Below are 25,545 nucleotides of genomic sequence, written 5' to 3'. Positions count from 1 at the left end.
GTTCCTGTCATCTAGTATTCTCCCTCCCCTGCACGATTCGCGCGACGGGCCGCTATTGTCCGTCCTGCGGCTTGCGCACGAGCATCAGGTATTCCGCGTTGCCGTGGGTGCCCTCGATCGGGCTCGGAGCCGTGGCGAGGACTGTCAGTCCGTTGGCCCTGGCGCAGGCGGTCACCTTGTCGAGTGCCGCCAGTCGGCACGATTCGTCCGTCACGATGCCGTTCTTGCCCAGATGCTCGCGGCCGACCTCGAACTGCGGCTTGACGAGGAAGACCATCTGCGCGCCGTCGGCGGCGATCGCCGCGGCGACGGGCAGCACGTAGGTCAGCGAGATGAACGAGACGTCGGAGACGATCAGTTCGGGACGGTACGGCAGGTCGCCGGCCGTCACGTCGCGAATGTTGACGCCGCTCATCTCGATGATCCTGGCATCGCCGGCGATCCTCGGATCGAGCTGTCCGTGGCCGACGTCGAGCGCGATGACGGACACGGCGCCCCGTCGCAGCAATACGTCGCAGAATCCTCCGGTCGACGCGCCGATGTCGAGGCAGCGCAGTCCGGCCGCCGGCTTGAGCGCGTCGGCGGCGGCCAGTTCTCCGGAGGCCTCCAGCGTGCCGCCTTCGCCGAACGCGGCGAACGCGCCCTCGAGCTTCAGCGCGCCGCGGGACACGTAGTCGTCGCCCTTGTTGACGACGAGGTCCTCGGCGGCCACGACGTTGCCGTCCGAGTTCACCACGAGCAGCACCTTGGCCGACGGTTTCGTTTCCACGCGGCCGTCTGGACCGCCGACGCGCACGGCGCCGGCCCTGACGAGGCGCTGCGCCTTGGCGCGCGTCCCGACGAGTCCGAGGTCGACAAGCGCGCAGTCGAGGCGGACCGTGCCGGCAACGGCTCCGGGCAATCCGGTCGGTTCAGTCATTGGGCTCCAGGATGAATTCGGGCAGCGTCAGCGCGGCGACGTCGAGGCCGGCGTCGGCCAGCTCCCAGCACAGCGCGCAGGCGGCGCGCAGGCCGTCGACGGAGTGGGCGTCGGAAACGACGACGGCGCGATCGGCGGCGACGAACGTCGCGCGCGCGTCGCGGCATGTCCACGAGACGCCGTCCATGCCGCTGTCGAGCGAGCCGGAACCGGCGTCGCGCGCGACGGCCGGCGCCGGATCGTTGAGGCCGTCGAGGTCGAGCGAGATGTAGGTCGGGCGCAGCTTCGGCGGCGCCGTCATCAGCATGGCCGGCGACGTGACGCCGGTCAGCACGCACAGCGAATCGTAGCCGCCACGGTTGCCGGCCTCGATGTCGGTGTCCAGCCGGTCGCCGATCGCCAGCGACTGGGCGACCGAGACGAGGTCCTCCCCCGGCGCGGCGGCCAGTTCGCGGGCCTCGTCGTACATCGCCGATTCGGGCTTGCCGGCCGACGAGACCGGTTCGACGCCGGTCGCGTTGACGACGGCCTGGATCATCGAGCCGCAGCCCGGCGCGATGCCGAGCTCGCGCGGAATCGTCAGGTCGCGGTTCGTCACGTAGTAGCGCGCGCCGGCCTCGACGGCGTAGGCGACCTGCGCCATCTGGTTCCATGTCATCTCCGGATACCATCCCTGGATGGCCGCCTCGATGCCGCTGGCCGTCGCCGGGTCGTCGTCGCCGGCCAGCGCGACGGGGTCCTCGAGGCCGTCGACGACGACGAGTCCCTGCTTGCCCACTTCGTCACGCAGGTGCTCCGCGCCGAGGACCAGCACCTTCGCGCCGGGCGTGCACGCCTTGGCGACCATGCGGGCCGCGACGACGGACGACGTGATGACCTGGTGCGGCTCGACGTCGAGGTCGAAGCCGCGCAGCTGGTCGGCGACCGTCGCCTGCATGCGCGACGAGTTGTTCGTCGTGTATTCGATCGTCATGCCGAACGCCTCGGCGGTGCGGATGTTCTCGGCGGCGCGCGGCACCGGGTTCTTGCCGCGGTAGACGACGCCGTCGAGGTCGAGCAGCGCCAGCCGGTACGTCAGCGACAGCGGCTCGTCGGTCGATTTCAATGCCATGTTGTGTCTCCTTGGTCCGGACGGCGTCGGCGGCCGTCCGGCATGCGACGGCGGCGACGGCACGTGCCGTCGCCGCCTCGCGGTCGTGGTCCGGCGGCAGCCGCCGGATATCGTCGAAAACTACTCGAGCTCTTCCTTGATCTGCTCCTCGACGTCGCCGACTTCCGCTTCCTGGCGGATGTCGTCCTCGTCGGACAGGTCGGGATCGCCCATCGTGCCTTCCTCGTCCATCTCGTCGTTGTCCTCGGCCATCTTCGCCGGTTCCTCGTCGAGTTCGGCGCCGGCGAGCTGCTCTTCCTCGTCGTTGCGCGTCTCGTCGTCCATGTTGACGCCGGACTCGTTGTCGAACGGGGCGTACTGCGCGTCGTCCTTCGTCACGCCGAGCTTGGCCTGCAGGTCCTCGGGCAGGTCCTCGACGTCGTAGTCGACGACGAACGTGTCGTCGTTCTCGTCGGGTTCGACGTCGGCGAACTGGTCCTCGAACTTGTCGAGCATCTCGTCGAGCGCGACGGCCTCGTCGGAGCGGCCGGACTGCTCGAGGAAGTACTGCTCGGCCTGCAGCGCGCGCATCTTGTATTCGCCCGGCAGTCCCTTCGAGTGGACGAGCTTCGAGACGATCTCGATGGCCTGGTTCCACATCTCGAGGTCGGCGAGTGCGCCGGCGTAGACGAGGAACATCTCGACCTTCGCCTCGCCCTGCAGCTTCTTCGCGTCGTCGGACTGGGCCAGCTCGATCGCCTTCTTCGGTTCGCCGAGGCCGCGTTCGCAGTCGGCGATGAACGGCAAGTAGTCGAGGTAGCCGTTCATGCGGTAGGCGGTCTTGAATTCGCGCAGCGCGAGCTTGTAGTCGCCCTGGCGGTAGGAGACGAGCGCCAGCGTCTCGCGGGTGAAGTCGATGCGGGAGGCCTGCTGCGCCGCCCACTTGGCATGCGCCAGCGCCCAGTCGGGGTCGCTTTCCTCGAGCGTGAACGCGGCGAGGATGTGCAGGCCGATGTTCTCGGCGTGTTCCTTCGACAGGCCGCGCAGGCGTTCGCGTTCGTCCTTGCTCAGCATGCTCCATTCGAGGCCGGCCGGCATCTTCGGCTCGCCCTGGCGACGGTCGGTGTACGGATTCTGCGACGGGAAGCTGACGGTGCCGTCGGAGTTGCGACGCGAATGCGACATGTACTCGTGGCGCTTCTGCTCGCGGTACTGCTGCTTCTCCTCGGAAGTGAACTCGCGGCGCTGCGGACGATCGCCATGCTCGTTGCGGCGGTCATTGCGACGGTCGTCGCGACGGTCGGAACGACCGCCGCCCTTGCCTCCGCGGTAGCCGCCATTGCCATGATCGTTGTAGTGGCGGTTGCCGCCATTGGAGTGGCCGCCGTAGGAACGGTTGCCGCGCTCGTCGCGACGGTCGCGGTCGCCGCGGTTGTAGTCGCGGCCACCGTCACGACGGTCGTCGCGGTTGAAGTCGCGGTCGTCGTGACGACGCGGGCCGCCGTGGCCGTAGCCGCCACGACCATTGCCGTTGCCGTAACGACGGTTGCCGCCGCGGCCGCCGTTCGAGAAGTCGCGGTTGCCGCGGTTGCCGTACGGACGGTTGCCGTAGGAGCGGCGCTGGCCGCCCTCGCCGTCCTCGGAAGCCGAGTCGCCGCGCTCGTCGCGACGCTGGCCGTTGTTGCGCTTGAAGCCGCCGCCGTTGCGGTGGAAGTTGCCGCCGCGGCCGGAGCCGTTGCGGTTGCCGCCGAACTTGCGGCCGCCGTTGCCGCGACCGCGGTAGCCGCCGTTGCCGCGACCGGAGCCGCCGTGACCGTTGCCGTACGAACGGCGACCGCCGTTGCCGTTGCCGTGACGTCCGCTTTCCTCTGCCATGATGTTCCTTACGTTCTCCGGTGCCGTCCTGGTCCCGTCGCATCCGCGGGGGCCGGCGCCGTCATTGACTTGCTGTAAAACCCTGTGGTTGCCAGTTTAGCGATTCGTCCCGTCACCACGCCGTTTTGCGCGATAAAGGGAACGGCCGGTCGGCCGGAAGAATCGTGTCCGGCGGCAACTGCCGGACAATCGTCGAACGATTCGACGCAAGCCGGGGCGGCCCGTCCGCATCGGCGAACGGACCGCCCCGGCCAATGGTCCGCTCAGAGAGCGGGACCGAACTCGAGGGCGCCGAGTGCCTTCTTGCCGCGGCGCAGCAGCGCGAAGCGGCCCTGCAGGAAGTCGCCGTCGGCGAGCACGGCGTCGACGTCCTCGACGCGCGTGTTGTTCAGGTAGACGCCGCCCGACTTGATGAGCTTGCGGCCGTCGGAAATCGACTTGAACAGTCCGGCGCGCACGCCGGCCTCGGCCACGCGCAGGCCCGGCTCGGCCTTCGCGAAGGCCTTGACGCCGGCCTCGTCCTCGACCTTGAGACCGTCGAGGGCCGCCTCGAGCGTGTCCGCGTCGATCGACGCGAGATCGCCGCGGCCGAACAGCGCCTGCGACGCCTCGATGGCCGCCTCGGTCGCCTGCTCGCCGTGCACGAAGCTCGTGACTTCCCAGGCGAGCACTCGCTGGGCCTCCCTGGCGCCCGGGTTCGTCTTGCTCTCGCCGACGAGACGTTCGATCTCGGCCTTCGGCAGGAACGTGAACGCCTTGAGCAGGCTTTCCATCTCCGCGTCCGGACGGTTGTACCAGAACTGGTAGAAGCGGTACGGGCTGAGCATCGAGCCGTCGATCCAGATCGCGTTGCCTTCGGACTTGCCGAACTTCTTGCCCTGCGCGTCGGTGATGATCGGGCTGGTGAAGACGTTGACGTCGACGCCGCGCACCTTGTGGATGAGATCGAGGCCGCTGGTGAGGTTGCCCCACTGGTCACTTCCGCCGAGCTCGAGCGTGCAGTGGTATTCGTCGTACAGGTGCAGGAAGTCGTTGCCCTGCAGCACCTGGTAGCTGAACTCGGTGAACGAAATGCCCTCGTCCGAGTTGAGGCGGCGGGCGACGGTGTCCTTCGCGAGCATCGTGCCCATGCGGAAGTTCTTGCCGACGTCGCGCAGGAAGTCGATGACGTTCATGTTCGCCGTCCAGTCGTAGTTGGAGACGAACTGGACCGGGTTGTTGCCCTCGGTCTCGAGGATGCCGCCGATCTGGTTCTTCAGGCGCGCGGCCCATTCGGCGACGATGTCCTTCGAGTTGAGCACGCGCTCGCCGGACTGGCGCGGGTCGCCGATGAGACCGGTGGCGCCGCCGACGAGGGCGATCGGATGATGGCCGGCCGCCTGCAAGTGGCGCATGTTGATGAGCTGCACGAGGTTGCCGATGTGCAGCGACGCGGCCGTCGGATCGAAGCCGCAATAATAGGTGATGGGCTCTCCGTTCAACGCCGCGGCGAGTCGTTCCCGGTCGGTCGACTGGGAAACCAACCCGCGCCATTCCAGTTCGTCCAGCAGGGAGTCGAACCCCGCCTCCTTGAAATCGATGACGTGAGCCATGAGTGATGTACCTCTTGTTTTGTTGTAAATCGGGCGGCCGGAACGTCACGTTCCGGCCGCCCCCATTGTGTCAGAGACAGTTGACAGTGTCCGCGCGCCTACTTGAGCAGGCTTTCCGGCGTCTTGTAGGCGCTGCCGTCGCTGCTGCCCTTCGCGAAGACGCGCAGCTGGTCGACTTCGTTGCGGGCGGCGGCGATCTGTTCGCGCACGCGCTGCGGCGACGTGCCGCCCTTGCCGTTACGGGCGGCGACGGAGCCTTCCGTCGACAGCACCGAGCGCACCTGGACGGCCGTCTCGGCCGGCAGGAAGTCCCCGAACACGGAGACGTAGTCGTCGTCGGTCAGGTCCCACAGTTCCACGCCGCGGCCCTCGGCGATCTTGACGCACGCCCCGGAGAGTTCGTGGGCGTGACGGAACGGGACGCCGTTCTTGACGAGCCATTCCGCGATGTCGGTGGCCAGTGCGAAGCCGGTCGGTGCCTCGGCCTCGAGGCGGTCGTGGTCGAAGACCATCGTGCGCACCATGCCGGTGAACGCCGGCAGGACGACCTCGAGCGTGTCCACCTGGTCGAAGACGGCTTCCTTGTCTTCCTGCAGGTCGCGGGCGTACGCGGTCGGCAGGCCCTTGAGCGTGGCGAGCAGGCCGGTCAGGTCGCCGATCAGGCGGCCTGCCTTGCCTCGGGCGAGCTCGGCGATGTCCGGGTTCTTCTTCTGCGGCATGATCGACGAGCCGGTCGAGTAGGCGTCATCGAGGCGCACGAAGGCGAATTCCTGCGTGTTCCAGATGATGATTTCCTCGGACAGGCGCGAGATGTCGACGCCGGCCATCGCGGCGACGAACGCGAATTCGGCGACGAGGTCGCGTGAGGCGGTGCCATCGATCGAGTTGGCCGTCACTTCGGAGAAGCCGAGTTCGCGGCCGACGGCGACCGGGTCGAGGCCGAGCGTGTTGCCGGCGAGGGCGCCGGAACCGTACGGGCTGCGGTCGATGCGCGCGTCCCAGTCGACGAGGCGCTTGACGTCGCGCAGCAGCGGCCACGCGTGGGCCATGAGCTGGTGCGCGAGCAGCACCGGCTGGGCGTGCTGCATGTGCGTGCGGCCGGGCATGACGGTGCGGCCGGCGGCCTGCGCCTGTCCGATCAGAGCGTCGACGAGGTCGAGGAGCTGGCCGGCGATGACGCGAGCCTGGCGGCGCAGCCACATGCGGATGAGGCAGGCGATCTGGTCGTTGCGGGAGCGGCCGGCGCGCAGCTTGCCGCCGAGCTCGTCGCCGGCGATGTCGATGAGTCCGCGCTCGAGCGCCGTCGCCTCGTCCTCGTCGTCCTCGATCGGCGCGAATGCGCCGGAGTCGACGCGGCGCTGCAGTTCGTCGAGCGCCTCCTCCATGCGCTGCAGCTCGTCGGCCGTCAGCAGCCCGGCGCGGCCGAGCGCGCGGGCGTGCGCGCGCGATCCGGCGATGTCGTCGTCAGCCAGGCGCCAGTCGAACTGCGTCGACTTGCTCAGCCGCGCCAGTTCGGGCGACGGGCCGGACGAGAACCGTCCTCCCCACAGTGCGAGGTGCTCCTGCTCGGCTGCATTGTCTGCCATCTCAAACTCCTTTGTTCCGGCCAGCATCTGGCGGAAGAATCGTTCAGTTCCAATACGGTCAACATGATACGGGCCGATTCCTCCGCGAGGAAGAACCGGCCCGCGCGTCGGGACGCCCTGCGGGCCGACGGCTACTCGACGGTGTTCTTCGGCACCTCGATGCCGTTGCCGAACTTGACGTCGCGGGCGGCGGCGACCTTGCTCGGCAGGCCGTAGATTTCGATGAAGCCGTTCGAGGCGTTCTGGTCGAACGAATCGCCGGAATCGTAGGTGGCGAGGCTGTAGTCGTACAGCGAGCTGTCCGAGCGGCGGCCGACGACGACGGCGCGGCCGCCGTGCATGACCATGCGGATCTCGCCGGAGACGTACTGCTGGGTGTCCTCGATGAAGGCGTTGAGCGACTTGACGGCCGGGGAGAACCACTGCGCGTCGTAGACGAGCTCGCCCCAGCGCTTGTCGATCATGCGCTTGATGCGGTGCTGCTCGCGCTCGAGGCAGCAGTTCTCGAGCTCGCGGTGCGCGGTGATCAGCGCGACGGCGCCCGGCGCCTCGTAGAGCTCGCGGGACTTGATGCCGACGAGGCGGTCCTCGATGAGGTCCACGCGGCCGATGCCCTGGGCGCCGGCGCGGCGGTTCATTTCCTCGATGGCCTGCAGCGGCGTGACGTCGCGGCCGTCGATCTTCACCGGGACGCCCTGCCTGAACTCGATGACGACTTCGTCCTCGACCGGCGGGAAGTCCGGATCGTCGGTGTAGGAGTAGCAGTCCTTCGTCGGCGCGTTCCACGGGTCCTCGAGGAAGCCGGTCTCGATGGCGCGGCCCCAGACGTTCTGGTCGATGGAGAACGGCGACTTCTCGGTCTGCGTGATCGGCAGGTCGTGGTCGTTGGCGTAGGCGATCTCGACGTCGCGGGTCAGCGACAGGTCGCGGATCGGGCTGATGGCCTTGAGCGTCGGGTCGATCGACTGGATCGAGACCTCGAAGCGGACCTGGTCGTTGCCCTTGCCGGTGCAGCCGTGCGCAATCGTGTCGGCGCCGAACTGGTGGGCGGCGCGCACGAGGTGCTTGGTGATCAGCGGGCGCGAGATGGCGGAGACGAGCGGGTAGACGTCCTCGTACATCGCGTTGGCCTTGAGGGCCAGCATGCAGTATTCGTTGGCGAACTCGTCGCGCGCGTCGACGATGTAGCTCTCGACGGCGCCGCAGGCCAGCGCGCGCTCCTTGATCGTCTCGAGGCTCTCGCCGCCCTGGCCGACGTCGAGCGAGACGGCGACGACGTCCTTGCCGGTACGGTCCTTGAGATACGGAATGGCGACGGAGGTGTCCAGGCCTCCCGAATACGCCAGCACAATGCGGTTCTTGTCGGTCATCATGTTCCCTTTCGGTATTGATATGCCAAACTATATACAACGCTGTGTATATTTATGCAGTCTTGGTAGTCCGTCGCCGGCGCGCGTCTACGCGATGTTGAGCAGCCAGTCGGCGCGGGCGGCGGCGACGTCGTCGTCGGAGCAGACGATCATCACCGTGTCGTCGCCGGCGATGCAGCCGAGGACGCCGGCGACGGTCTGCCGATCGATGACGGAACCGACGTACTGGGCCGCGCCGCTCGACGTGTGCACGACGATCAGGTTGTTCGCGCGGGCGACCGACGTCACCAGTCCGGACAGGACGCGGGCCATGTGCGCCTCGGCCTTCTCGTCGACGCCGGAGTCGGCGAAGCGCCTCGGCGGCTGGTCGTCGAGCGTGTAGGCGACGGTGCCGTCGGGCATCCTCGTCTTCGTCGCGTTCATCTCGTCAAGGTCGCGGCTCAGCGTGGCCTGCGTGACCTCGATCCCCTGCGCCGCCAGGATGGACGACAGCTGGGACTGCGACGTGACGACGTGCGTCATCAGCGCCTGCTCGATCGCGGACAGCCTCGCCGTCCTCGTGCCGGGCCGGCCGTTGCTGAACGCGCCGGCCGCAGTGGAGCCGTTCGCTTCCGTTGCCGCTGTCATGCTGTCCTTTCGTCGTCGGGAGTTCGTGGTGGATGTCCGGGCCGCGCCGGACGGATGAATCGTGAACGATTCTTCCGTCAGCTCAGCAGCGTGTCGTCGCCGCGCTGCTGGCCGATCAGCCATGTCAGCAGCGCCTTCTGGGCGTGCAGGCGGTTCTCGGCCTCGTCCCAGACGACCGACTGCGGCCCGTCGATGACGGAGGCGGTGACCTCCTTGCCGCGGTAGGCGGGCAGGCAGTGCTGGAACAGCGCGTCGGGCTTGGCGAGAGCCATGAGCTCGTCGTTGACCTGATACGGCCAGAACGGCTTGGAGCGGATGGCGTATTCGCCTTCCTCGCCCATCGAGACCCAGGTATCGGTGAAGACGCAGTCGGCGTCCTTCACGGCTTCCCTCGCGTCGGTGGTCACGAGGATCGAGCCGCCGTTCCCGTCGGCAAGGCGTTCGGCGTCCTCGACGATGTCCCTGCGCGGCAGGAAGCCGTTCGGGCCGGCCACGCGCACGTGCATGCCGGCGACCGCGCCGGCGAGCAGGTAGGAGTTGGCCATGTTGTTCGCCGAGTCGCCGAGGTAGGCGATCGTCATGCCCTCGAGGCTGTCGACGCCGCCCTTGAACTGGGCGATCGTCAGGAAGTCGGCGAGGACCTGGCACGGATGGAAGTCGTCGGTCAGGGCATTGACGACCGGCACGGTCGCGTACTTCGCCATCTCCTCGACGCGGGACTGCTCGAACGTGCGCCAGACAATGCCGTAGGCCATGCGCGTGAGCACGCGGGCGGTGTCCGCGACCGGCTCGCCGCGGCCGAGCTGGGAGCCCGACTTGTCGATGACGAGCGGATAGCCGCCGAGTTCCGCCACGCCGATCGAGAAGCTCGAGCGGGTGCGGGTGCTCGGCTTGTCGAAGATGACCGCGACGCCCTGCGGCCCCTCGAACGGACGATGGTAGAAACGATTCCCGCGGAATTTCATGCCGAGTTCGAGGATCTGCTTCTGCTCGTCGTGGTTGACGTCGTCGTCGCGCAGCATGTGGCGCAGCTGTCCGGCCATGTCATCTCCTTACTTTCTTCACATTCGTCGGAACGGCCATTATTTCGCGTTTCCCGCCGCGATGTCCGTTCCGTTCCAAAAAGGGGCCGCTTCTCCCCCGCCGACGGGCGGTCCCGTCAGTCGTCCGGCAGATCGGCCGGAATCCGGGACAGGATCGCGACGGCGGCGTCGATGTCGTCGGCCGTCACGATCAGCGGCGGGGCGAGGCGCAGCGCGCCCGGCGCGACGGCGTTGACGATGAGGCCGTGCTCGAGGGCCCAGTCGGCGGCGGCGTGGGCGCACGGGTGCGCCAGCACGATCGCGTTGAGCAGGCCGCGTCCGCGGACTTCCCTGAATAGCGGGTTGCCGCATTCGCGCAGCGCCGCGCGCAGCTGTTCGCCGCGTTCCTCGGCGTTGTCGACGAGGCCTTCGGACTCGATCGTGCGGATCGTCGCCAGGCCGGCGGCGGCACCGAGCGGGTTGCCGGCGAACGTCGAGCCGTGCGAGCCGGGCGTGAACAGGTCGGAGGTCTCCTGACCGAACGCGATGATGCCGCCCATCGGGAAGCCGCCGGCCACGCCCTTGGCGAACGAGACGACGTCCGGCGTGACGCCGCCGAGGTCCTCGCGCTGGAACGCGAACCACGAGCCGGTACGGCCGATGCCGGTCTGCACCTCATCGATGATGAGCAGCGCGTGGTTGTCGTCGCACAGCTTGCGCACGCCCTTCACGTAGTCGGCGTCCATCGGCAGCACGCCCGCCTCGCCCTGAACGAGTTCCATGATGACGGCGGCGACGGGTCCCTTGCCGTACGGGCCCTGTCCGGTCCGAGCGAACGCGTCGTGCATGGCGCAGAGCGAACCGGCCTCGACGAATTCGATGTCGGGAACGAGCGGCTGGAACGGGCGACGGATGGCCGGCTTCCACGTCGCCGACAGCGCGCCCATCGTGCGGCCGTGGAAGCCGTGCGTCAGCGCGAGGATGCGGGCCGGCTTCTCGCCGAAGTGCGGGGCGGCGTTGTCGAGCGTGCGGCCGTAGAGCTTGGCGAGCTTGAGCGCGGCCTCGTTCGCCTCGGCGCCGGAGTTGCCGAAGTAGACGTGCGAGCCCTCGGGCGCGCCGGCGATCTCGACGAGCTTGGCGGCCAGTTCGATCTGGACCGGCGTGGCGAAGTAGTTCGAGACGTGGGCGGCCTTGGCGGCCTGGTCGGCGACGGCCTTCACCCAGGCCGGGTGGGCGTAGCCGAGCGAGTTGACGGCGATGCCGGCGAGGAAGTCGAGGTATTCGTTGCCGTCGACGTCCCACAGGTGCACGCCCTCGCCGTGGTCCATCACGCGCAGCGGCGTGCCGAACACGTTCATGTGGACGTCGCGGTAGCTGCCGAGCCATTCGGCGCCGCGCTCGCCCGTCACCTCGATCGCCTCGCGCACGTCGCCGCCCGCGGCCGCGCCGCCGTCCATGCCGGCCACGTCGACGCCGGGCGCTCCGGTCGGTTCGGTGGGAATGTCGTTGATGTCAGCCATGTGGCCCCGCTTTCGCTTGTGTTGTCCAGATTGTCCTGCTGGTTGGTGTCGTTGGCCGACCGGCTAGTCGACGAGGTGCTGGTTGCGCATCTCGACGCCCTCGCCCGGCACGATCATCGTGCCGATGCCGCCGGTCGTGAAGATCTCGTTGAGGATGGAGTGCGGCTTGCGACCGTCGATGATGTGGGCCTGGCGCACGCCGCCGTCGATGGCGCGCACGCACGCCTCCATCTTCGGGCGCATGCCGGTCTCGAGATACGGCAGCATCTCGCGCAGGTCGTCGACGCCGATCTGGCTGATCAGCGAGCTCTTGTCCGGCCAGTCGGCGTAGACGCCCTCGACGTCGGTCAGGATGATGAGCTTGTGCGCGCCGAGGGCCGCGGCGAGCGACGCGGCGGCCGAGTCGGCGTTGACGTTGAGCACCTCGGTCGCGTCGTCCTCGTTCGGCGCCACCGACGAGACGACGGGGATGCGGCCGGCGTTGATGAGGTCCTCGACGGCCGAGGCGTCGACGGAGACGACGTCGCCGACGAGGCCGATGTCGGTCGGCTTGCCGTCGATGACCGGCTTGCGCTGCACGGCGGAGAACAGCGCGCCATCCTCGCCGGACAGGCCGACGGCGAGCGGGCCGTGCGAATTGATGAGGCCCACCAGCTCGCGGGAGACCTTGCCGGTCAGCACCATGCGCACGACGTCCATCGCCTCCGGCGTGGTCACGCGCAGGCCGCCCTTGAATTCGGAATGGATGCCGAGCGCCTTGAGCATGTGGGAAATCTGCGGGCCGCCGCCGTGCACGACGACCGGATGCATGCCGACCTGTCGCAGGAAGACCATGTCCTCGGCGAAGCACGCCTTGAGCCGGTCGTCGACCATCGCGTTGCCGCCGTACTTGACGACAATGCGCTGTCCTGCGAACTGCTCGAGCCATGGCAGCGCCTCGATCAGCACCTCCGCCTTCTGGTCCGCGCTCAAGTCGGTATGGACGTCGAGATGGTATCCCGGTCCGCGCATCTGTGGTGCCAACTTCCTCCCCTTTCACTGGCTGGCCGCATCTGTCGCGCCCCAGCCTACTCCTTCCATCATGGAGCGCCGGGGGCATGTCGGCCCGCGGCGCTCTGGACCGCCGTCAGCTTTCGTAGTCGGCGTTGATATGGACGTATTCGTGCGTCAGGTCGTCGGTCCAGACCGTCGCTTCGGCCTCGCCGGCGTTCAGGTCGATGTCGATGTCGATTTCCCGCGGCGTCATGTCGACTTCGGAGCGGTCGACGCCCGGCTTGCCGCCGTCGCAGATGCGCACGCCGTTGACGTCGACGGTCACGTCGTCCGGATCGTACGGCGCGACGTCGGCGGGCACGATGCCCAGCGACGAGACGATTCGTCCCCAGTTCGGGTCGTTGCCCGAGATCGCGCACTTGAGCAGGTTCGAGGAGGCGACGGCTCTGCCGCAGGCCAGCGCGGCATCGACGGACACGGCGCCGGACACGGTGATCCTGATGGTATGGCTGGAGCCTTCGCCGTCGCCGACGATCTGCCGGCTCAGCGAGGCGCAGCAGTCGGCGACCATCGCGTTGAACTCGTCCGGGTCCGGTTCCACGCCAGAGGCGCCGGAGGCGAGCAGCAGCACGGTGTCGTTCGTCGACATGCAGCCGTCGACGTCGATGCGGTTGAACGTGACGTCGACGCCCCGGGCCAGTGCGGCCTGGCACTGGCCGGCCGTGACGACGGCGTCGGTGGTGATCACGCACAGCATCGTCGCCAGCTGCGGGGCGATCATGCCCGAACCCTTGACCATGCCGCCGACGCGGAAGCCGGCCTCGCTCTCGCGCTCGACGGTCTTCGGCCTGGTGTCGGTCGTCATGATGGCGTGGGCGGCGTCCTGGCCGGCGTCCTCGTCGGCGGCAATCTTCGCGTAGGCGGCCTCGGCGCCGGCGAGAACCTTGTCGAGCGGCAGCAGCTCGCCGATCAGGCCGGTCGAGCAGACGGCGATCCTGTCGGGGTCGGTACCGAGCAGCTCGGCGACCTTCGCGGCCGTCGCGGCGCTCTGGTCGTAGCCGGCCTGCCCGGTGCAGGCGTTGGCGCCACCCGAGTTGAGGATGACGGCGTCGACCCGGCCGTCGGCGACGACCTTGCGGCTCCACTGCACCGGCGCGGCGCAGAAGCGGTTGGTCGTGAACACGCCGGCACCGACTTCCAGCGGGCCGCGGTTGACGACGAGCGCGAGGTCCTTCTTGCCCTCGACGGCGGAAATGCCGGCCTCCACGCCGGCGGCTTCGAATCCCTGTGCGAACGTGACGGTCACGGTGCCACTCCAATCTTCGTCAGGCCGGCGTCTTCCGGCAGTCCCAGTGCGATGTTGAGCGATTCGACGGCCTGTCCGGCGGTGCCGCGGTTGAGGTTGTCGATGGCGGCGAACGCCTGGAGATGCCCGCTCCTGCGATCGGTGACGACCTGGACGTGGGCGGCGTTCGAGCCGAGCACGTTTTCGGTGGCGGGCAGCACGCCCTCGGGCAGCAGGTCGACGAAGTACTGGTCGGCATAGGCCTTCGCGTAGGCGTCGCGGATCTCCGCATCGCTCATCTCGAGCGCCCTGTCGCTCATGACGGCCTTGACCGAGGCGAGGATGCCGCGGGACATCGGCGCGAGGATCGGCGTGAAGTTCAGCCTGAACTGGCTGGCCTCCCCCGCCGGCAGTCCGGCGGCACGGGCGAAGTTCTGCAGCACCTCGGGAATGTGGCGGTGCGTGCCGCCGACGCCGTACGGCACGGCGGAGTTCAGCGCCTCGGCGGCGAGCAGGTTCGTGCGCTTGAGCGACTTGCCGGCACCCGAATAGCCGACGACGAGGTCGGCGACAATGCTCGTCGGCTCGACGAGGCCCTCGGCGATGGCCGGCTGGAACGCCATCGTGATCGCCGTGACGTTGCAGCCCGGGCCGGCGATGCGCTTCGTGCCGACGAGCGCCTCACGCTGGCGTAGATAGGGGTCGGCGGACGAATCGGACGAATCGTTGGCGGAAACCTTCTTGCCGACGATGAGTTCCGGCATGCCGTAGGTCCAGTGCGGATAGAAGTCGCCGCCGTAGTAGTCGTCCCAGGCGGCCTGTTCCTCGAGACGGTGGTCGGCGCCGAGGTCGACGACGACGGCGTTGTCGTCGAGCGAGGCGGCCAGCGCGCCGGACGCGCCGTGCGGCAGCGCGAGAATGATGACATCGTGGCCGTTGAGGTTTTCCGGCGTCGTGTCGACGAGCGTCAGGTCGGCGAGCTGCGGAATATGCGGCATGAACTCGCCGAGCTTGTGACCGACCGACGAGTGGCCGGCCACGCAGGTCACGTCGAACGCCGGATGGGCGGCGAGGATGCGCAACGCCTCGCCTCCGGCGTATCCGGTGGCTCCCGCCACCGCTACCGTATACGGTTTCATGCGATGTCCTGTCCTTTCCCGGCCCTGCGCGCCACCGCGGGCGCCCGGAGAATCCGGAGCCTCCGCCGGCGCGTTGCCCGGCCGCTTGCCTGTGGGTTATCACACAGTATACACATTATGCAGACCAGTGCATATTTATACATCATGACCGTTCCGACGGGGACTGCCCGGTCCATTTCGCGAGACGGCCGGATATGAAAAAGCGGCGGCCAGTGCCGCCGCCGGCCGCTAGGCCTTGACGCTGTTTTCCTCCTGTTGCAGCCATGTCTGCATGTCGCCGAGCAACTCGGACGTGCTGATGCCGTTCTTCATCATCCAGAAGTAGAGAATCGTGTACAGGACGCTGATGACGAGCGCGGCGACGGCGAGGCCGAAGCCCTTCATGTGGAACTTCTTCGTGCGCCACATGCCGAAGATCGCCCACAGCGCCGGCACGATCGGCATCGGGATGATCAGCGCGAACACGAACGCGAAGATCGAGTTCGCGTCCCAGTGGTTGTAGAACGGGTTCTGCGCCGGGTCGTTCACGTCGATGCCGTGGTAGTACTTCGGCGTGTGGCCGTCGTGCGTGACCGGCATCTGGCCGTTGGGATACGGGCCGAACATGCCGAAGCCGAACGGGTACGGGCCGTTCGGGCCCTGCTGGCCGTTGTAGCCGTTCTGCCCGTTCTGGCCATTGCCGTAACCATTCTGGCCGTTGCCATACTGGCCATTCTGGTTGCCGTAGCCGTTGCCCTGGTTGCCGTAGCCGTTCTGCTGGCCGTTGTCGCCGTAGCCGTTCTGGCCATTCTGGCCGTTGCCATACTGGCCATTCTGGTTGCCATAGCCGGCATACGGGTTGAAGAACGGCCATCCGGGTGCGCCGTTGTTGTACCCGTTCTGGTTGCCGTTCGGGCCCTGCTGGCCGTTGTAGCCGTTCTGGCCGTTGCCGTACTGGCCGTTCTGGCCATTCTGGTTGCCGTAGCCGTTCTGCTGGCCTTGCTGGCCGTAACCGGCCTGGTTCGGCTGGCCGTCGGGCTGCGCGGCCTGCGGCTGCGGTTCGGGGTCCGGCTTGCCGTAGATATACGGGTTGTAATCCTTCGGGAAGTCGGAGTCCAGCGCGCCGTAGGCGAGCTTGTCGTCGCCGGAACCGGCGGACTCGGACGTGCGCTCGGAAATGTTGAGCGCCGCCTCGGAGTGGACGTCCTCGTCGTGCTTGCGGGCTTCCTCGACGAGTTCGTCGGACTGCTTCTCGGCGTCGGCGATCTGCGTCGCGGACGCGTAGACACCATAGTCGGGCGCCTTCTTGTAGTCGACGCCGTTGTAATGCTCGTACGGGTCGATCTCGACGGACGTGCGGTTCGGGTCGTTGACGATCTTCTCGTTCTCGAGTTCGACGGCAGACAGGTGCGGCTGGGACGATTCGTCCGCCAGGGCCGGCGCCTGCGACTGGGTGGCGGCCGGCACGGAGGAATCGTTCGGAGTCGGCGACGGGCTGTCGCTGGCTGGGGTCTGTGCTTGCTGGTCCGGCTCGGTCATGTCCATCCTCTTCTTGGCAAATCGGCAGGGTATCCGGATTCTACTCCGGGTACCCTGCCGCCACATCGGTCAGCATGTCGCCGCCGGCCAACCCAACGTTCCGGCCGGCGGGACTGCCGTATCTATTGCGTCAGGCGCGCAGCTGCGCTCCCAACTTGGCTGCTTCTTCGACAATACGCTTGCGCAGCGCTTCGGAATCCGAAGAGTCCAGCGTTTTGTCCGGTGAGCGGAAAGTCACCGCGTAGGCGAGCGACTTCTCGCCCTCGCCGACCTGGTCGCCGTGGTAGACGTCGAACAGGTCGATCGACTCGAGGTCGTCGCCGGCGCCGCGTTCGATGGCGTCGCGCAGCTGCCCGGCCGTCACGGTGTCCTTGACCGTGAAGGCGAGGTCCTGCTTGACGGGCGGGAACGTCGAGATCGGCCTGGCCTGCACCGGCTTGTTGTCGAGCGTGCCGAACAGCGTGTCGAGGTCGAGCTCGAAGGCCGCCGAGTGCTTCGGGAAGCCGAGCTTCTCGTTGACGGTCGGGTGGAACTCGCCCACCCAGCCGACGAACACGCCGTTGGCCATCACCTTGGCGGCGCGGCCCGGATGCCAGCTGGCCGGGATCTCGTCGCCGTCGATCGCGCCGTCGGCGTTGCGGGGCTGGACGAGCTCGATGTCGGCGCCCAGGCGGTCGGCGATGCGGTGGACCGCCTCGACGGCGTCGGTCCAGTCGACGGCGCGCTTGTCGCCGAGCCAGCCGTCGTCGATCGCGTGGCCGGTCAGAATGCCGGCGACGCGCAGCGGCTGCTTCGGCAGGCCGGCGTCGAGGGCCCTGAGCTGGTCGTTGGTCGGGCGCTTGCCGCCGGGCAGCGCCGGGATGGCCGGGGCGTCCGGATCCCACAGGTAGACGTGGCCGATTTCGTAGAGCTTGATGTCGTCGAGGCCGCGGTGGATGTTGCGCTGGACCGTCTGGGCGAGCGTCGGCATCAGGTCGCGGCGAAGGAACGGACGGTCGCCGGCCAGCGGGTTGACGATCTCGACGGAGACCTTCTCGATCGTCTCCTCGTCCTCGAGGAAGTTCCTGTAGTCTTCCTTGCCGACGAACGGGTAGCTCAGCGATTCGACCATGCCGTATTCGGCGAGCTCGTCGGCGACCTGGCGCTGGTGCAGCTGGTCGGCGGTCAGGCCGACATGGCCCTCGACCGGGACGGCCGGCACGGTGACCGGAATCTCGTCGTAGCCGACAATGCGGGCGATTTCCTCGACGAGGTCGCACGGTTCGTCGAGGTCCGGACGCCACGTCGGCGGCGTGACGGACAGCTCGCCGTTGCCGCCGCCGGCGACTTCGCAGCCGATGTCGGTCAGGATGTCGCTGACCTGGTTGATGTCGAGCTTGAGCGCGGTGAGGCGCTCGACCTCGCTCGAGCGGAAGTTGATCGGACGGCGCAGCACCGTGTTGTCGAGATCGCGCGGCGTGTCCGACGGCGTGGCCTCGCCGTATTTCTCGAGCAGGTCGCAGGCGAGCTGGGCGGCGGCCGGCTGCAGGCGGTCGTCGACGCCGCGCTCGAAGCGGCGGGACGCCTCGGACGGGATCTTGTGGCGGCGGGCCGAGCGGGCGATCGTGATCGGGTCGAAGTGGGCGGCCTCGAGCAGGATGTTCGTCGTCTCGGCGGTCACTTCGCCGTACATGCCGCCCATGACGCCGGCGATGCCGAGGATGCGCGAGCCCCGCTCGCCGTTCGGCGAGTCGGTGATGAGCAGGTCCTCGGAGTCGAGGTCGTGGTCCTTGCCGTCGAGCGTCTGGAGCTTCTCGCCCGGACGGGCGCGGCGCACGACGATCGGGCCGGCGACCTTGTCGAGGTCGTAGGCGTGCATCGGCTGACCGAGGTCGAGCATGACGTAGTTCGTCACGTCGACGGGCAGCGACAGCGAGCGCATGCCGGCGCGCGTCAGGCGGCGGCGCATCCAGTTCGGCGTCGGGCTGCCGGGCTGGTAGCCGCGCACGGCGCGGGCGTAGTAGCGGTCGCAGCCGACGACGCCGTGGATCGGGTTGTCGTCGTCGATGACGATCTCGATGTCGGAGCCGTCGGACGATTCGACGTGCGGCGCCCTGGCGTCGAGTTCGATGGCCGGGTCGCGGAATTCGGCGCCGGTCGAGTTGTGGTATTCGCGTCCGACGCCGCGGTACGAGAACGCGTAGCCGCGGTCCGGGGTGACGTTGATCTCGAGGATGGGCTGGTCGAGGTGCAGCAGGTGCATCAGGTCGTCGCCGGGCTTGAGGTTCTCGTACTCTTCCTCGGTGAAGCCGTAGTCCCTGAGCAGGATGATGCCGTCGTGGCTGTCGCCGAGGCCGAGCTCTCGCTCGGACGCGCACATGCCCTCGGAGATGTGGCCGTAGGTCTTGCGCGGTTCGATGCGAAAATCGCCGGGCAGCACGGCGCCTGGCAGCGTGACGACGACCTTCTCGCCGGCGGCCATGTTCGGGGCTCCGCAGACGATGCCGCGGGGCACCTTGTTGCCGTTCTCGTCGACGTCGTTGTACTCGTCGCCGACGTCGACCTTGCACCAGTTGATCGTCTTGCCGTTCTTCTGCGGTTCCGGCGTCGCCTCGACGACGTAGCCGACGACGATCGGGCCGGTGACCTGGGATTCGTGGATTTCCTCTTCCTCGAGGCCGACGCGCACGAGGTCCGCCGCCAGCTGTTCGTACGTCAGGCCCTCCGGGACCGTGACGTGTTCCTTGAGCCAGTCGATATCTACCATTGGCATGTCAGGTTCACTCCCCCATCACAAACTGTTCGCTGAATCGCACGTCGCCCTCGACGAGGTCGTGCATGTCGTTGATGTCGTGGCGCAGCAGTAGCGTGCGTTCCACGCCGACGCCGAACGCGAAGCCGGTGTAGACCTCCGGGTCGAGACCGGCGGACTTGAGGACGTTCGGGTTGACCATGCCGCAGCCGCCCCATTCGAGCCAGCCGGCGCCGCCCTTCTTGTCGGGGAACCACAGGTCGAGCTCGGCGCTCGGCTCGGTGAACGGGAAGTAGCTCGGGCGCAGGCGCGTCTTGGCCTCGGGGCCGAACATCGCGACGGCGAGCTTGTCGAGCACGCCCTTGAGGTCGGCCATCGTCAGGTTCCTGTCGACGGCGAGCGCCTCGACCTGGTGGAAGACCGGCGTGTGGGTGGCGTCGAGTTCGTCGGTGCGGAACACGCGGCCCGGGCAGGCGATGTACAGCGGCACGCCGCGGCCGATGAGGGCGCGGACCTGGTCGGACGACGTCTGCGTGCGCATGACCATGTTGGAGCCGACGAAGCCGGCGGCGTCCCTGGCCTGGTTGCCCTTGACGTAGAACGTGTCCTGCATCTGGCGGGCCGGGTGGTCGGGGCCGAAATTGAGGGCGTCGAAGTCGAACCATTCGGTCTCGACTTCGGGGCCGTCGGAGATCTGCCAGCCCATGCCGACGAAGAAGTCCTCGACGTCTTCCATCAGTTTCGGCAGCGGATGGCGGGCGCCGAGAGGCTTGCGCTTGACGGGCAGCGTCATGTCGACGGTTTCGGCGGCGAGCGCGGCGGCTTCCTCGGCCGCCTTGACTTCGGTTTCGCGGGCGCCGTAGGCGCGGCCGAAGTCGGCGCGCAGCTTGCCCATGAGCTTGCCGGCTTCCTTCTTCTGGTCCTTGTCGAGGCCGCCGATGGCCTTGCTGGCCAGCGTCATCGCCGACTGGGCGCCGGCGTACTGTGTCTTGATGGCTTTCAGCTCCTCCATCGTGGAGGCCTGTCCGATTTTCTCGATGCCTTCGGCGACCGCGGCGGTCACCTCGTCGGCGTCGAAGTGCAAATCTTGTGCCACTTCCAACCCTTTCCTGGTTCGGTTATGTCGTTGACGACAGAATCGGCGTGTAAAAATCGCAGAATTCCAACGTTTAGCGACTTCACATTGTTTCAAACGGCCTAGACGAAGCCGGCGGTTGCGCTCAGTGTTCGTGCATGGCGATCGTCATCAGCATGATCGAGGCGCTCATGGCGAGGTTGAGCGATTCGGCGTGGCCGTAGATCGGGATGGAGACGATGTCGGTGCAGCGTTCGAGCGTTTCGGGCTTGAGGCCGCGGGCCTCGTTGCCGAAGAGGACGATGCGTGGCTGCTTCGGGTCGGCGTCGCGCACGTAGTCGGGCAGGCTGACGGGGACGAGGTCGTCGGTGCCGTGGACGTCGGCGGCGACGATGCGGGCGCCGGCGGCGATGTCGAAGAAGCGGCGTTCGCTGACGTGGAAGACGGGCAGGTGGAACAGCGATCCGGTCGTGGCGCGCACGACCTTGGGGTTGACGGGTTCGACGCAGTCGTCGACGAGGAGGACGGCGTCGCAGCCGGCGGCGTCGGCGGAGCGGATGACGGTGCCGGCGTTGCCCGGGTCGCGCACCTGCCAGAACGCGGCGATCAGCGGGCCGTTGCCGTCGTCGTTGCCGACGAGCAGGTCGGCGATGTCGATGTCGTCGAGCGGGGCTTCGTAGTCGTCGAGGCTGGCGACGGCGAAGATGCCCTGGGCGTCCTCGCTGACGGAGTCGACGACGGCGCGGGTGGCCTTGTGCACGTAGATCGTGGCGCCGGCGCCGGCGTCATGGTCGGCGGCGTGGTCGGCGCCGGAATCGGAGGCGAGCATGTTGGCGGCCTGGAGGGCCTTGCCGGCGAGCCGGGCGACGGTCGGGTTGACGAACATCGCGTCGTCCTCGGCGCCGTCGACGGCGACGTAGACGTCCTGGACGATGTCGGGACGGTAGTCGAGGACTTCGCGCACGGCCTGGGGTCCCTCGACGACGAATCGCCGGTTCTTCTGGCGGCCCTTGCGGGTGAGGAGTTCGCGGACGCGGCGGAATCGCTCGGCCTTGGGGTTGGCGAGCACTTCGGAATACATAGGCATGGTTGCCATCGTAGCCGCCGTGCGCTATTTCGGCATGTTGGCGGCGACGGTCCCGGTGTTGCCGCGCGGCGGAAGCGGAACGGCGCGGGTAGGGTTGGGGGCATTACCGACGAATCGAGGCACGGACATGGGCAAGGCGGCGGACAGGCAACGCGAACACGAGCTGAGGGCCGGATCGAAGTTCTGGCGCGCGGTGGGCCTCAGGGAGGCGTTTCCGGACATGCCGGACAAGCGCGTGGACAACATCGTGCGCCGTTCGTGGCGCGAGTTCCGCACGAAGGACGACTACCGGCGGTTCCTGACGGCGGCACAATGGTTCGCCACGCACGACTGGAAGGGCCTGACGCCGCGGCAGATTCCGCTCGAGGGCACGCATGCGAAGTGGCTCAATCCGTCGCGGCTGTCGGTCATCGCCCATGCGATCGGCGTCCCGTCGATCGACCTCGAGGATCGTCCCGGCATGCTCGTGCTGCACTATGCCGACCCGGAGTGGCTGGATTCGGGCGGCCGGCGCGACGACCTGTGGACGACGCGCGACACCGGTTTCCGTCTGCCCTACCGGCCCCGCATCGTCGTCATCTGCGAGAACAAGGACTGCGCGCAGTCGTTCCCGCCGTTCGACGGCACCGTCGTCGTCGAGGGCGACGGCTATTCGGCCTCCGGCCTGCTGCCGCAGGTGCCGTGGCTGCAGGGCGCGAGGGACGGCGTCGACGCCGCGACCGGCGACGATGAACATCGGCGCCCGCTGCTCGTCTACTGGGGCGACATGGACGAGGCCGGCTACGAGATCGTCGCCAACCTGCGCCGCCGCGGCCTCGAGTCGGTGCGCACGATCCTGATGGATCCGGCCAGCTGGCAGGCCTATGCCAAGTGGGGCACCGACATCGACCGGCGCGGCGAGAAACTGCGCCCGTCGGGACGTCCCGCGCCCGAGGAGCTCACCGGGGACGAGCGCGCCGTCTGGCAGCTGATCCGGCACGAGGACCACGGCGTCACGCGAATCGAGCAGGAGCGCATCCCGAACTCCGCCGTCGTCGACGCGCTGGAACGGCTCTGATTCCTTTCGCCCGTTTCCGTTGCACGTCGTCACTGGCGGACAACGCAGTGTGCGGCGACCATCTGGCATGATGGTCGCCGCACACTGCGTTGGGGGGGTGTTCCGACTGGCAGGTGGAAAACGGTTACTGTCTGGCGGTCCTTCCGGGCGCCTTGCGGGCGGCGGGAGCCGCGTCCACGCGGGCCGAGGCGCGGCCGGCGGTGGCGCTCTTCGGCGCGGCCTTGCCGGCGCGGCGCACGCCGGCGCCCTGGCGCTTGGGCACCGAGTGGCGCAGCGGCGCCAGCTCGAAGACGACGTCGGAGGCCTTGGCGACGGCCGGCGAGTGCGTGACGATGATCACGCAGCGGTCCTGCTCGTGGGCCAGCTCCTGGAAGATGTGGATGATGTCGTCCTGCGTCGTCAGGTCGAGGTTGCCGGTCGGCTCGTCGGCGACGATGATCTTCGGGTCGTAGCTGAGGGCCCGGGCGATCGCGACGCGCTGCTGTTCGCCGCCCGACAGGTGCAGGATGCGTTCGTTCGCGTATTCTTCCGGCAGGTGCACCTCGGCGAGCAGGTCCATGACGATCTCGCGCTTCGGCGCCTCGTACTTCATGCCGCTGGCGTTCATCGACAGCTCGATGTTCTCGGCGACCGTCAGGCCCGGCAGCAGGTTGAAGCTCTGGAAGATCACGCCGATGTCGTGGCTGCGGTAGTCGTACCGGTTGAGCTTGGCCAGGTCGTGGCCGTCGTAGATCACGCGGCCCTCAGTCGGCGTCGTCAGGCCGGAGATCAGCGACAGCAGCGTCGTCTTGCCGGCGCCGGACGGTCCGGTGATCGCGTAGACCTTGCCGGTCTCGAAGTCGTACGAAATGTCCTTGATGACCTTCTTGCCGCCCTTGGTGTAGGCGTAGCTGACCTTCTCGAGCTTGAGGATGTCGAGTCCCGCCGCGGTCGGCGGCTGCTCGATCGGCGCCAGGTCGTTGATGTTCTCGTGTTCGCTCATCGTTGGTTCCTTCACGGTGATGAATGATTCCCGCCCCGGAATCCGGAGCTCGGCCCCGGCGCGGGAATCGTTCGAAATGTTCAATGGACGGCGGCCGTCACGACCGGTCCGCGAGGATCTGCAGTGGCTCGTAGCGCATGACGAAGATGACGGCAACGAGCGCGGAGACCAATGTCAGGCCGATGCCGATCAGCAACATCAGGCCGACGACGGTCAGGTTGACGGTGGCGTTGACCGAACTGACGTAGTTCGTCACCTGCTGGAAGCCGCCCGGCGTGTTCGTCGGCTGCGACGGCGCCGAATTCGTCGTGTCCGTCGACGACTGGCCGGACGAATTCGCGTCGGTGGACGCCGAGCTGTCCGACGAGCTGGACGAGGACGAATCGGTGCTGTCCGTCGACGACGAGCCGCCCATGTCGCCCGGCTGCATCATGTCGCGGCCGAACTGCGCCTGCTGGTTGCTGGCCGACGTCTCCTGCGCGGAGACCTGCGACGAGAGCAGCGAGTTCGAAACCGGCTGCGAGACGGCCGCGCCGATGCCGGTGCCGATGACCAGGCCGATCATCGTGACGATCAGCAGCTCGAGCGTGAACTGCGCGGCGACCTTCGACTTGCGCACGCCGATCGCCGTGAGCACGCCGATCTCGTACTTGCGCTCGCGGATGTTGAACAGCGTGAGCACGATCAGGATGACGGCGCCGACGGCCAGCACGATCCACAGCAGCGTCTTCGCGAAGCTCGCGAGGTTGTTGAGCGGGATGAGGCTGTTCTCGTACGTCTCGATGTCGGTGGAGGACACCGTGTAGTTGTCCGGCAGGCCGGCGGCCTCGACGTCCTTGACGAACTGGTTGTAGGCGTCCTCGTCGGCGAAGACGTAGGTGAACGACAGCGTGGCGGCCGCCGTCTTCATCGTGTCGCCCGAGTTGGTGGTCGCCTCGACAGTGTCGTCGGAGGACAGGCCGATCTTCTGCAGCGTCGCGACGGACGTGTAGATCGCGTTGGCCGGGTCGGACGAGGTGGAGCTCATCGGGCCGAAGGAACCGGTGGACGTCGTCGAGCTGTTCTTGTAGATGCCGACGACGGTGAACGTGTAGGTGGTGCCGGAGTCGTTGGCGTTCTCGAGCGTGATCGTGTCGCCGACCGAGATGTTGTTGAAGTCGGCCAGTTCCTGGCTGATGATGACGTCGTTGTCGTCGGAGGCGGTGTAGTCGAAGGCCTGGCCCTCGACCATCGTGAACGTGCCATTCGGCGCGTTGGCGAGGGCCTCGTCGGACGAGAAGCCGACCAGCGAGAAGTCACCGGACGTCGTCATGCCCATGCCGCCGCCCATGTCGCCGCCGCCCATGCCGCCCTTCATGTCGGCGGACGAATCGGACGAGGAGCTGTCGGAAGAGCTCGAGGACGACGAGGAAGAGGATGACGAGCTGAACGCCGACGACGTGGAATCCTCGACTGGCTGGAAGTCGTCGGTCTCGGCGAGCGACGTCGTCTCGGTGTAGTACGTCGACTTGACCGACGACGACGAGTCGGCGTATTCCTGATAGTCGGTCAGCGTCAGCGCGTCCGTGTTCAGGGCGTCGCGCATCGAGTCGAAGTCCGGCTTGGAATCCGAGCTCGACGACGAGCTGTCCGACGAGCTCGACGTCGACGACGCCGACTGCATCGCGTCCTTCGCGGCGCTGAGCATCTGGCTGCGGTCGATGCCGATCTGGGCCGTGATCGTCGTGTTCTCCAGTCCGGTGTCGCGCGCCTTGATGGCCGCCTGCTGGATGGCCAGGCCGATCGTCGCGGCAGCCGCGATGATGATGACGATGATGGAGATCAGTATGTTTCGACCCTTGTTGCGGGTCACGCTTTTCCACGCGTTCTTGAGCACAAACATGTTGGTCCTCATGAGAGTGATTCGGAACACTCGTTGTCTTGGCTCTCTTCCAAAACGTTCCCTATAGTGACGCAGCGTAAGGAGGCATCCTTGGGGCAACCCCCACAGTTTCCTTGCGCAGGTCTGGACAATTTCTGAAAAGTAGCTGAATTTACGTGATCTGTCCAGTATTCGACCAAACACTCGCCGACGGTG

The 25,545-nt window shown here is 67.5% G+C and carries 18 protein-coding genes and 1 pseudogene; 1 reads left to right on the top strand and 18 read right to left on the bottom strand.

Annotation, left to right across the window (positions count from 1 at the left end; genetic code table 11):
• Positions 1-52 precede the first annotated feature (52 nt).
• The 16 genes from F6S87_RS06500 to F6S87_RS06425 form a co-directional block, all read right to left on the bottom strand.
• Positions 53-919: a TlyA family RNA methyltransferase gene (locus F6S87_RS06500; protein ID WP_163227832.1), complete on the bottom strand. Its 867-nt coding sequence runs from the start codon at positions 917-919 to the stop codon at positions 53-55.
• The gene (locus F6S87_RS06495) at positions 912-2,030 is read right to left on the bottom strand and encodes an HAD-IIA family hydrolase (RefSeq protein ID WP_163227831.1); all 1,119 of its coding nucleotides are present in this window, start codon (positions 2,028-2,030) and stop codon (positions 912-914) included. The genes F6S87_RS06500 and F6S87_RS06495 overlap by 8 nt, the downstream gene beginning before the upstream one ends.
• A 120-nt stretch (positions 2,031-2,150) precedes the next feature.
• Complete coding sequence (locus F6S87_RS06490; protein ID WP_163227830.1) at positions 2,151-3,884, bottom strand: midas domain-containing protein; 1,734 nt, start codon at positions 3,882-3,884, stop codon at positions 2,151-2,153.
• A gap of 263 nt (positions 3,885-4,147) precedes the next feature.
• The gene (tyrS, locus tag F6S87_RS06485) at positions 4,148-5,476 is read right to left on the bottom strand and encodes a tyrosine--tRNA ligase (RefSeq protein WP_163227829.1); all 1,329 of its coding nucleotides are present in this window, start codon (positions 5,474-5,476) and stop codon (positions 4,148-4,150) included.
• A 98-nt stretch (positions 5,477-5,574) separates the two neighbouring features.
• Positions 5,575-7,062: an argininosuccinate lyase gene (gene argH, locus F6S87_RS06480; RefSeq protein ID WP_163227828.1), complete on the bottom strand. Its 1,488-nt coding sequence runs from the start codon at positions 7,060-7,062 to the stop codon at positions 5,575-5,577.
• 131 nt (positions 7,063-7,193) lie between these two features.
• Complete coding sequence (locus F6S87_RS06475; RefSeq protein ID WP_163227827.1) at positions 7,194-8,432, bottom strand: argininosuccinate synthase; 1,239 nt, start codon at positions 8,430-8,432, stop codon at positions 7,194-7,196.
• Positions 8,433-8,519: 87 nt separating this feature from the next.
• Positions 8,520-9,059 (bottom strand): arginine repressor, encoded by a 540-nt coding sequence (locus tag F6S87_RS06470; RefSeq protein ID WP_163227826.1) that lies wholly within the window; start codon positions 9,057-9,059, stop codon positions 8,520-8,522.
• Positions 9,060-9,136: 77 nt separating this feature from the next.
• A complete protein-coding gene (argF, locus tag F6S87_RS06465; protein WP_163227825.1) occupies positions 9,137-10,102 on the bottom strand; it encodes an ornithine carbamoyltransferase in 966 nt (321 codons plus the stop codon).
• A 116-nt stretch (positions 10,103-10,218) separates the two neighbouring features.
• Positions 10,219-11,538: an acetylornithine transaminase gene (locus F6S87_RS06460; RefSeq protein ID WP_163227870.1), complete on the bottom strand. Its 1,320-nt coding sequence runs from the start codon at positions 11,536-11,538 to the stop codon at positions 10,219-10,221.
• A 126-nt stretch (positions 11,539-11,664) separates the two neighbouring features.
• Positions 11,665-12,612 (bottom strand): acetylglutamate kinase, encoded by a 948-nt coding sequence (gene argB / locus F6S87_RS06455; protein WP_407925114.1) that lies wholly within the window; start codon positions 12,610-12,612, stop codon positions 11,665-11,667.
• A 115-nt stretch (positions 12,613-12,727) separates the two neighbouring features.
• Entirely contained in the window at positions 12,728-13,900 is a 1,173-nt protein-coding gene (argJ, locus tag F6S87_RS06450) for a bifunctional glutamate N-acetyltransferase/amino-acid acetyltransferase ArgJ (protein WP_163227823.1), read from the bottom strand.
• The gene (locus F6S87_RS06445; RefSeq protein ID WP_163227822.1) at positions 13,897-15,018 is read right to left on the bottom strand and encodes an N-acetyl-gamma-glutamyl-phosphate reductase; all 1,122 of its coding nucleotides are present in this window, start codon (positions 15,016-15,018) and stop codon (positions 13,897-13,899) included. Before F6S87_RS06445 ends, argJ begins: the two co-directional genes overlap by 4 nt.
• Before the next feature lie 228 nt (positions 15,019-15,246).
• Complete coding sequence (locus F6S87_RS06440; protein WP_163227821.1) at positions 15,247-16,536, bottom strand: hypothetical protein; 1,290 nt, start codon at positions 16,534-16,536, stop codon at positions 15,247-15,249.
• A gap of 130 nt (positions 16,537-16,666) precedes the next feature.
• Positions 16,667-19,288, bottom strand: coding sequence for a phenylalanine--tRNA ligase subunit beta (gene pheT, locus F6S87_RS06435; protein ID WP_196779136.1), 2,622 nt, complete (start codon positions 19,286-19,288; stop codon positions 16,667-16,669).
• A gap of 7 nt (positions 19,289-19,295) precedes the next feature.
• Positions 19,296-20,363 (bottom strand): phenylalanine--tRNA ligase subunit alpha, encoded by a 1,068-nt coding sequence (pheS, locus tag F6S87_RS06430; RefSeq protein ID WP_163227820.1) that lies wholly within the window; start codon positions 20,361-20,363, stop codon positions 19,296-19,298.
• A 124-nt stretch (positions 20,364-20,487) separates the two neighbouring features.
• Positions 20,488-21,429 (bottom strand): TrmH family RNA methyltransferase, encoded by a 942-nt coding sequence (locus F6S87_RS06425; RefSeq protein WP_163227819.1) that lies wholly within the window; start codon positions 21,427-21,429, stop codon positions 20,488-20,490.
• A 220-nt stretch (positions 21,430-21,649) separates the two neighbouring features.
• On the opposite strand from F6S87_RS06425, the gene F6S87_RS06420 reads away from it, so the two are divergent.
• The gene (locus tag F6S87_RS06420) at positions 21,650-22,486 is read left to right on the top strand and encodes a Wadjet anti-phage system protein JetD domain-containing protein (RefSeq protein WP_407925113.1); all 837 of its coding nucleotides are present in this window, start codon (positions 21,650-21,652) and stop codon (positions 22,484-22,486) included.
• A 268-nt stretch (positions 22,487-22,754) separates the two neighbouring features.
• Here the strand turns inward: F6S87_RS06420 and F6S87_RS06415 are convergent.
• Both F6S87_RS06415 and F6S87_RS06410 read right to left on the bottom strand, forming a co-directional pair.
• Positions 22,755-23,468: pseudogene (locus F6S87_RS06415) on the bottom strand (ABC transporter ATP-binding protein); the annotation flags it as partial.
• A 97-nt stretch (positions 23,469-23,565) separates the two neighbouring features.
• Entirely contained in the window at positions 23,566-25,320 is a 1,755-nt protein-coding gene (locus F6S87_RS06410) for an ABC transporter permease (protein WP_331270769.1), read from the bottom strand.
• Between the last annotated feature and the right edge of the window lie 225 nt (positions 25,321-25,545).

This window comes from Bifidobacterium choloepi (assembly GCF_010667615.1).
Classification (GTDB): Bacteria; Actinomycetota; Actinomycetes; order Actinomycetales; family Bifidobacteriaceae; genus Bifidobacterium; species Bifidobacterium choloepi.
Note: the sequence above shows the minus strand (reverse complement) of the source record. Positions and strands in the feature narration are given on the sequence as shown.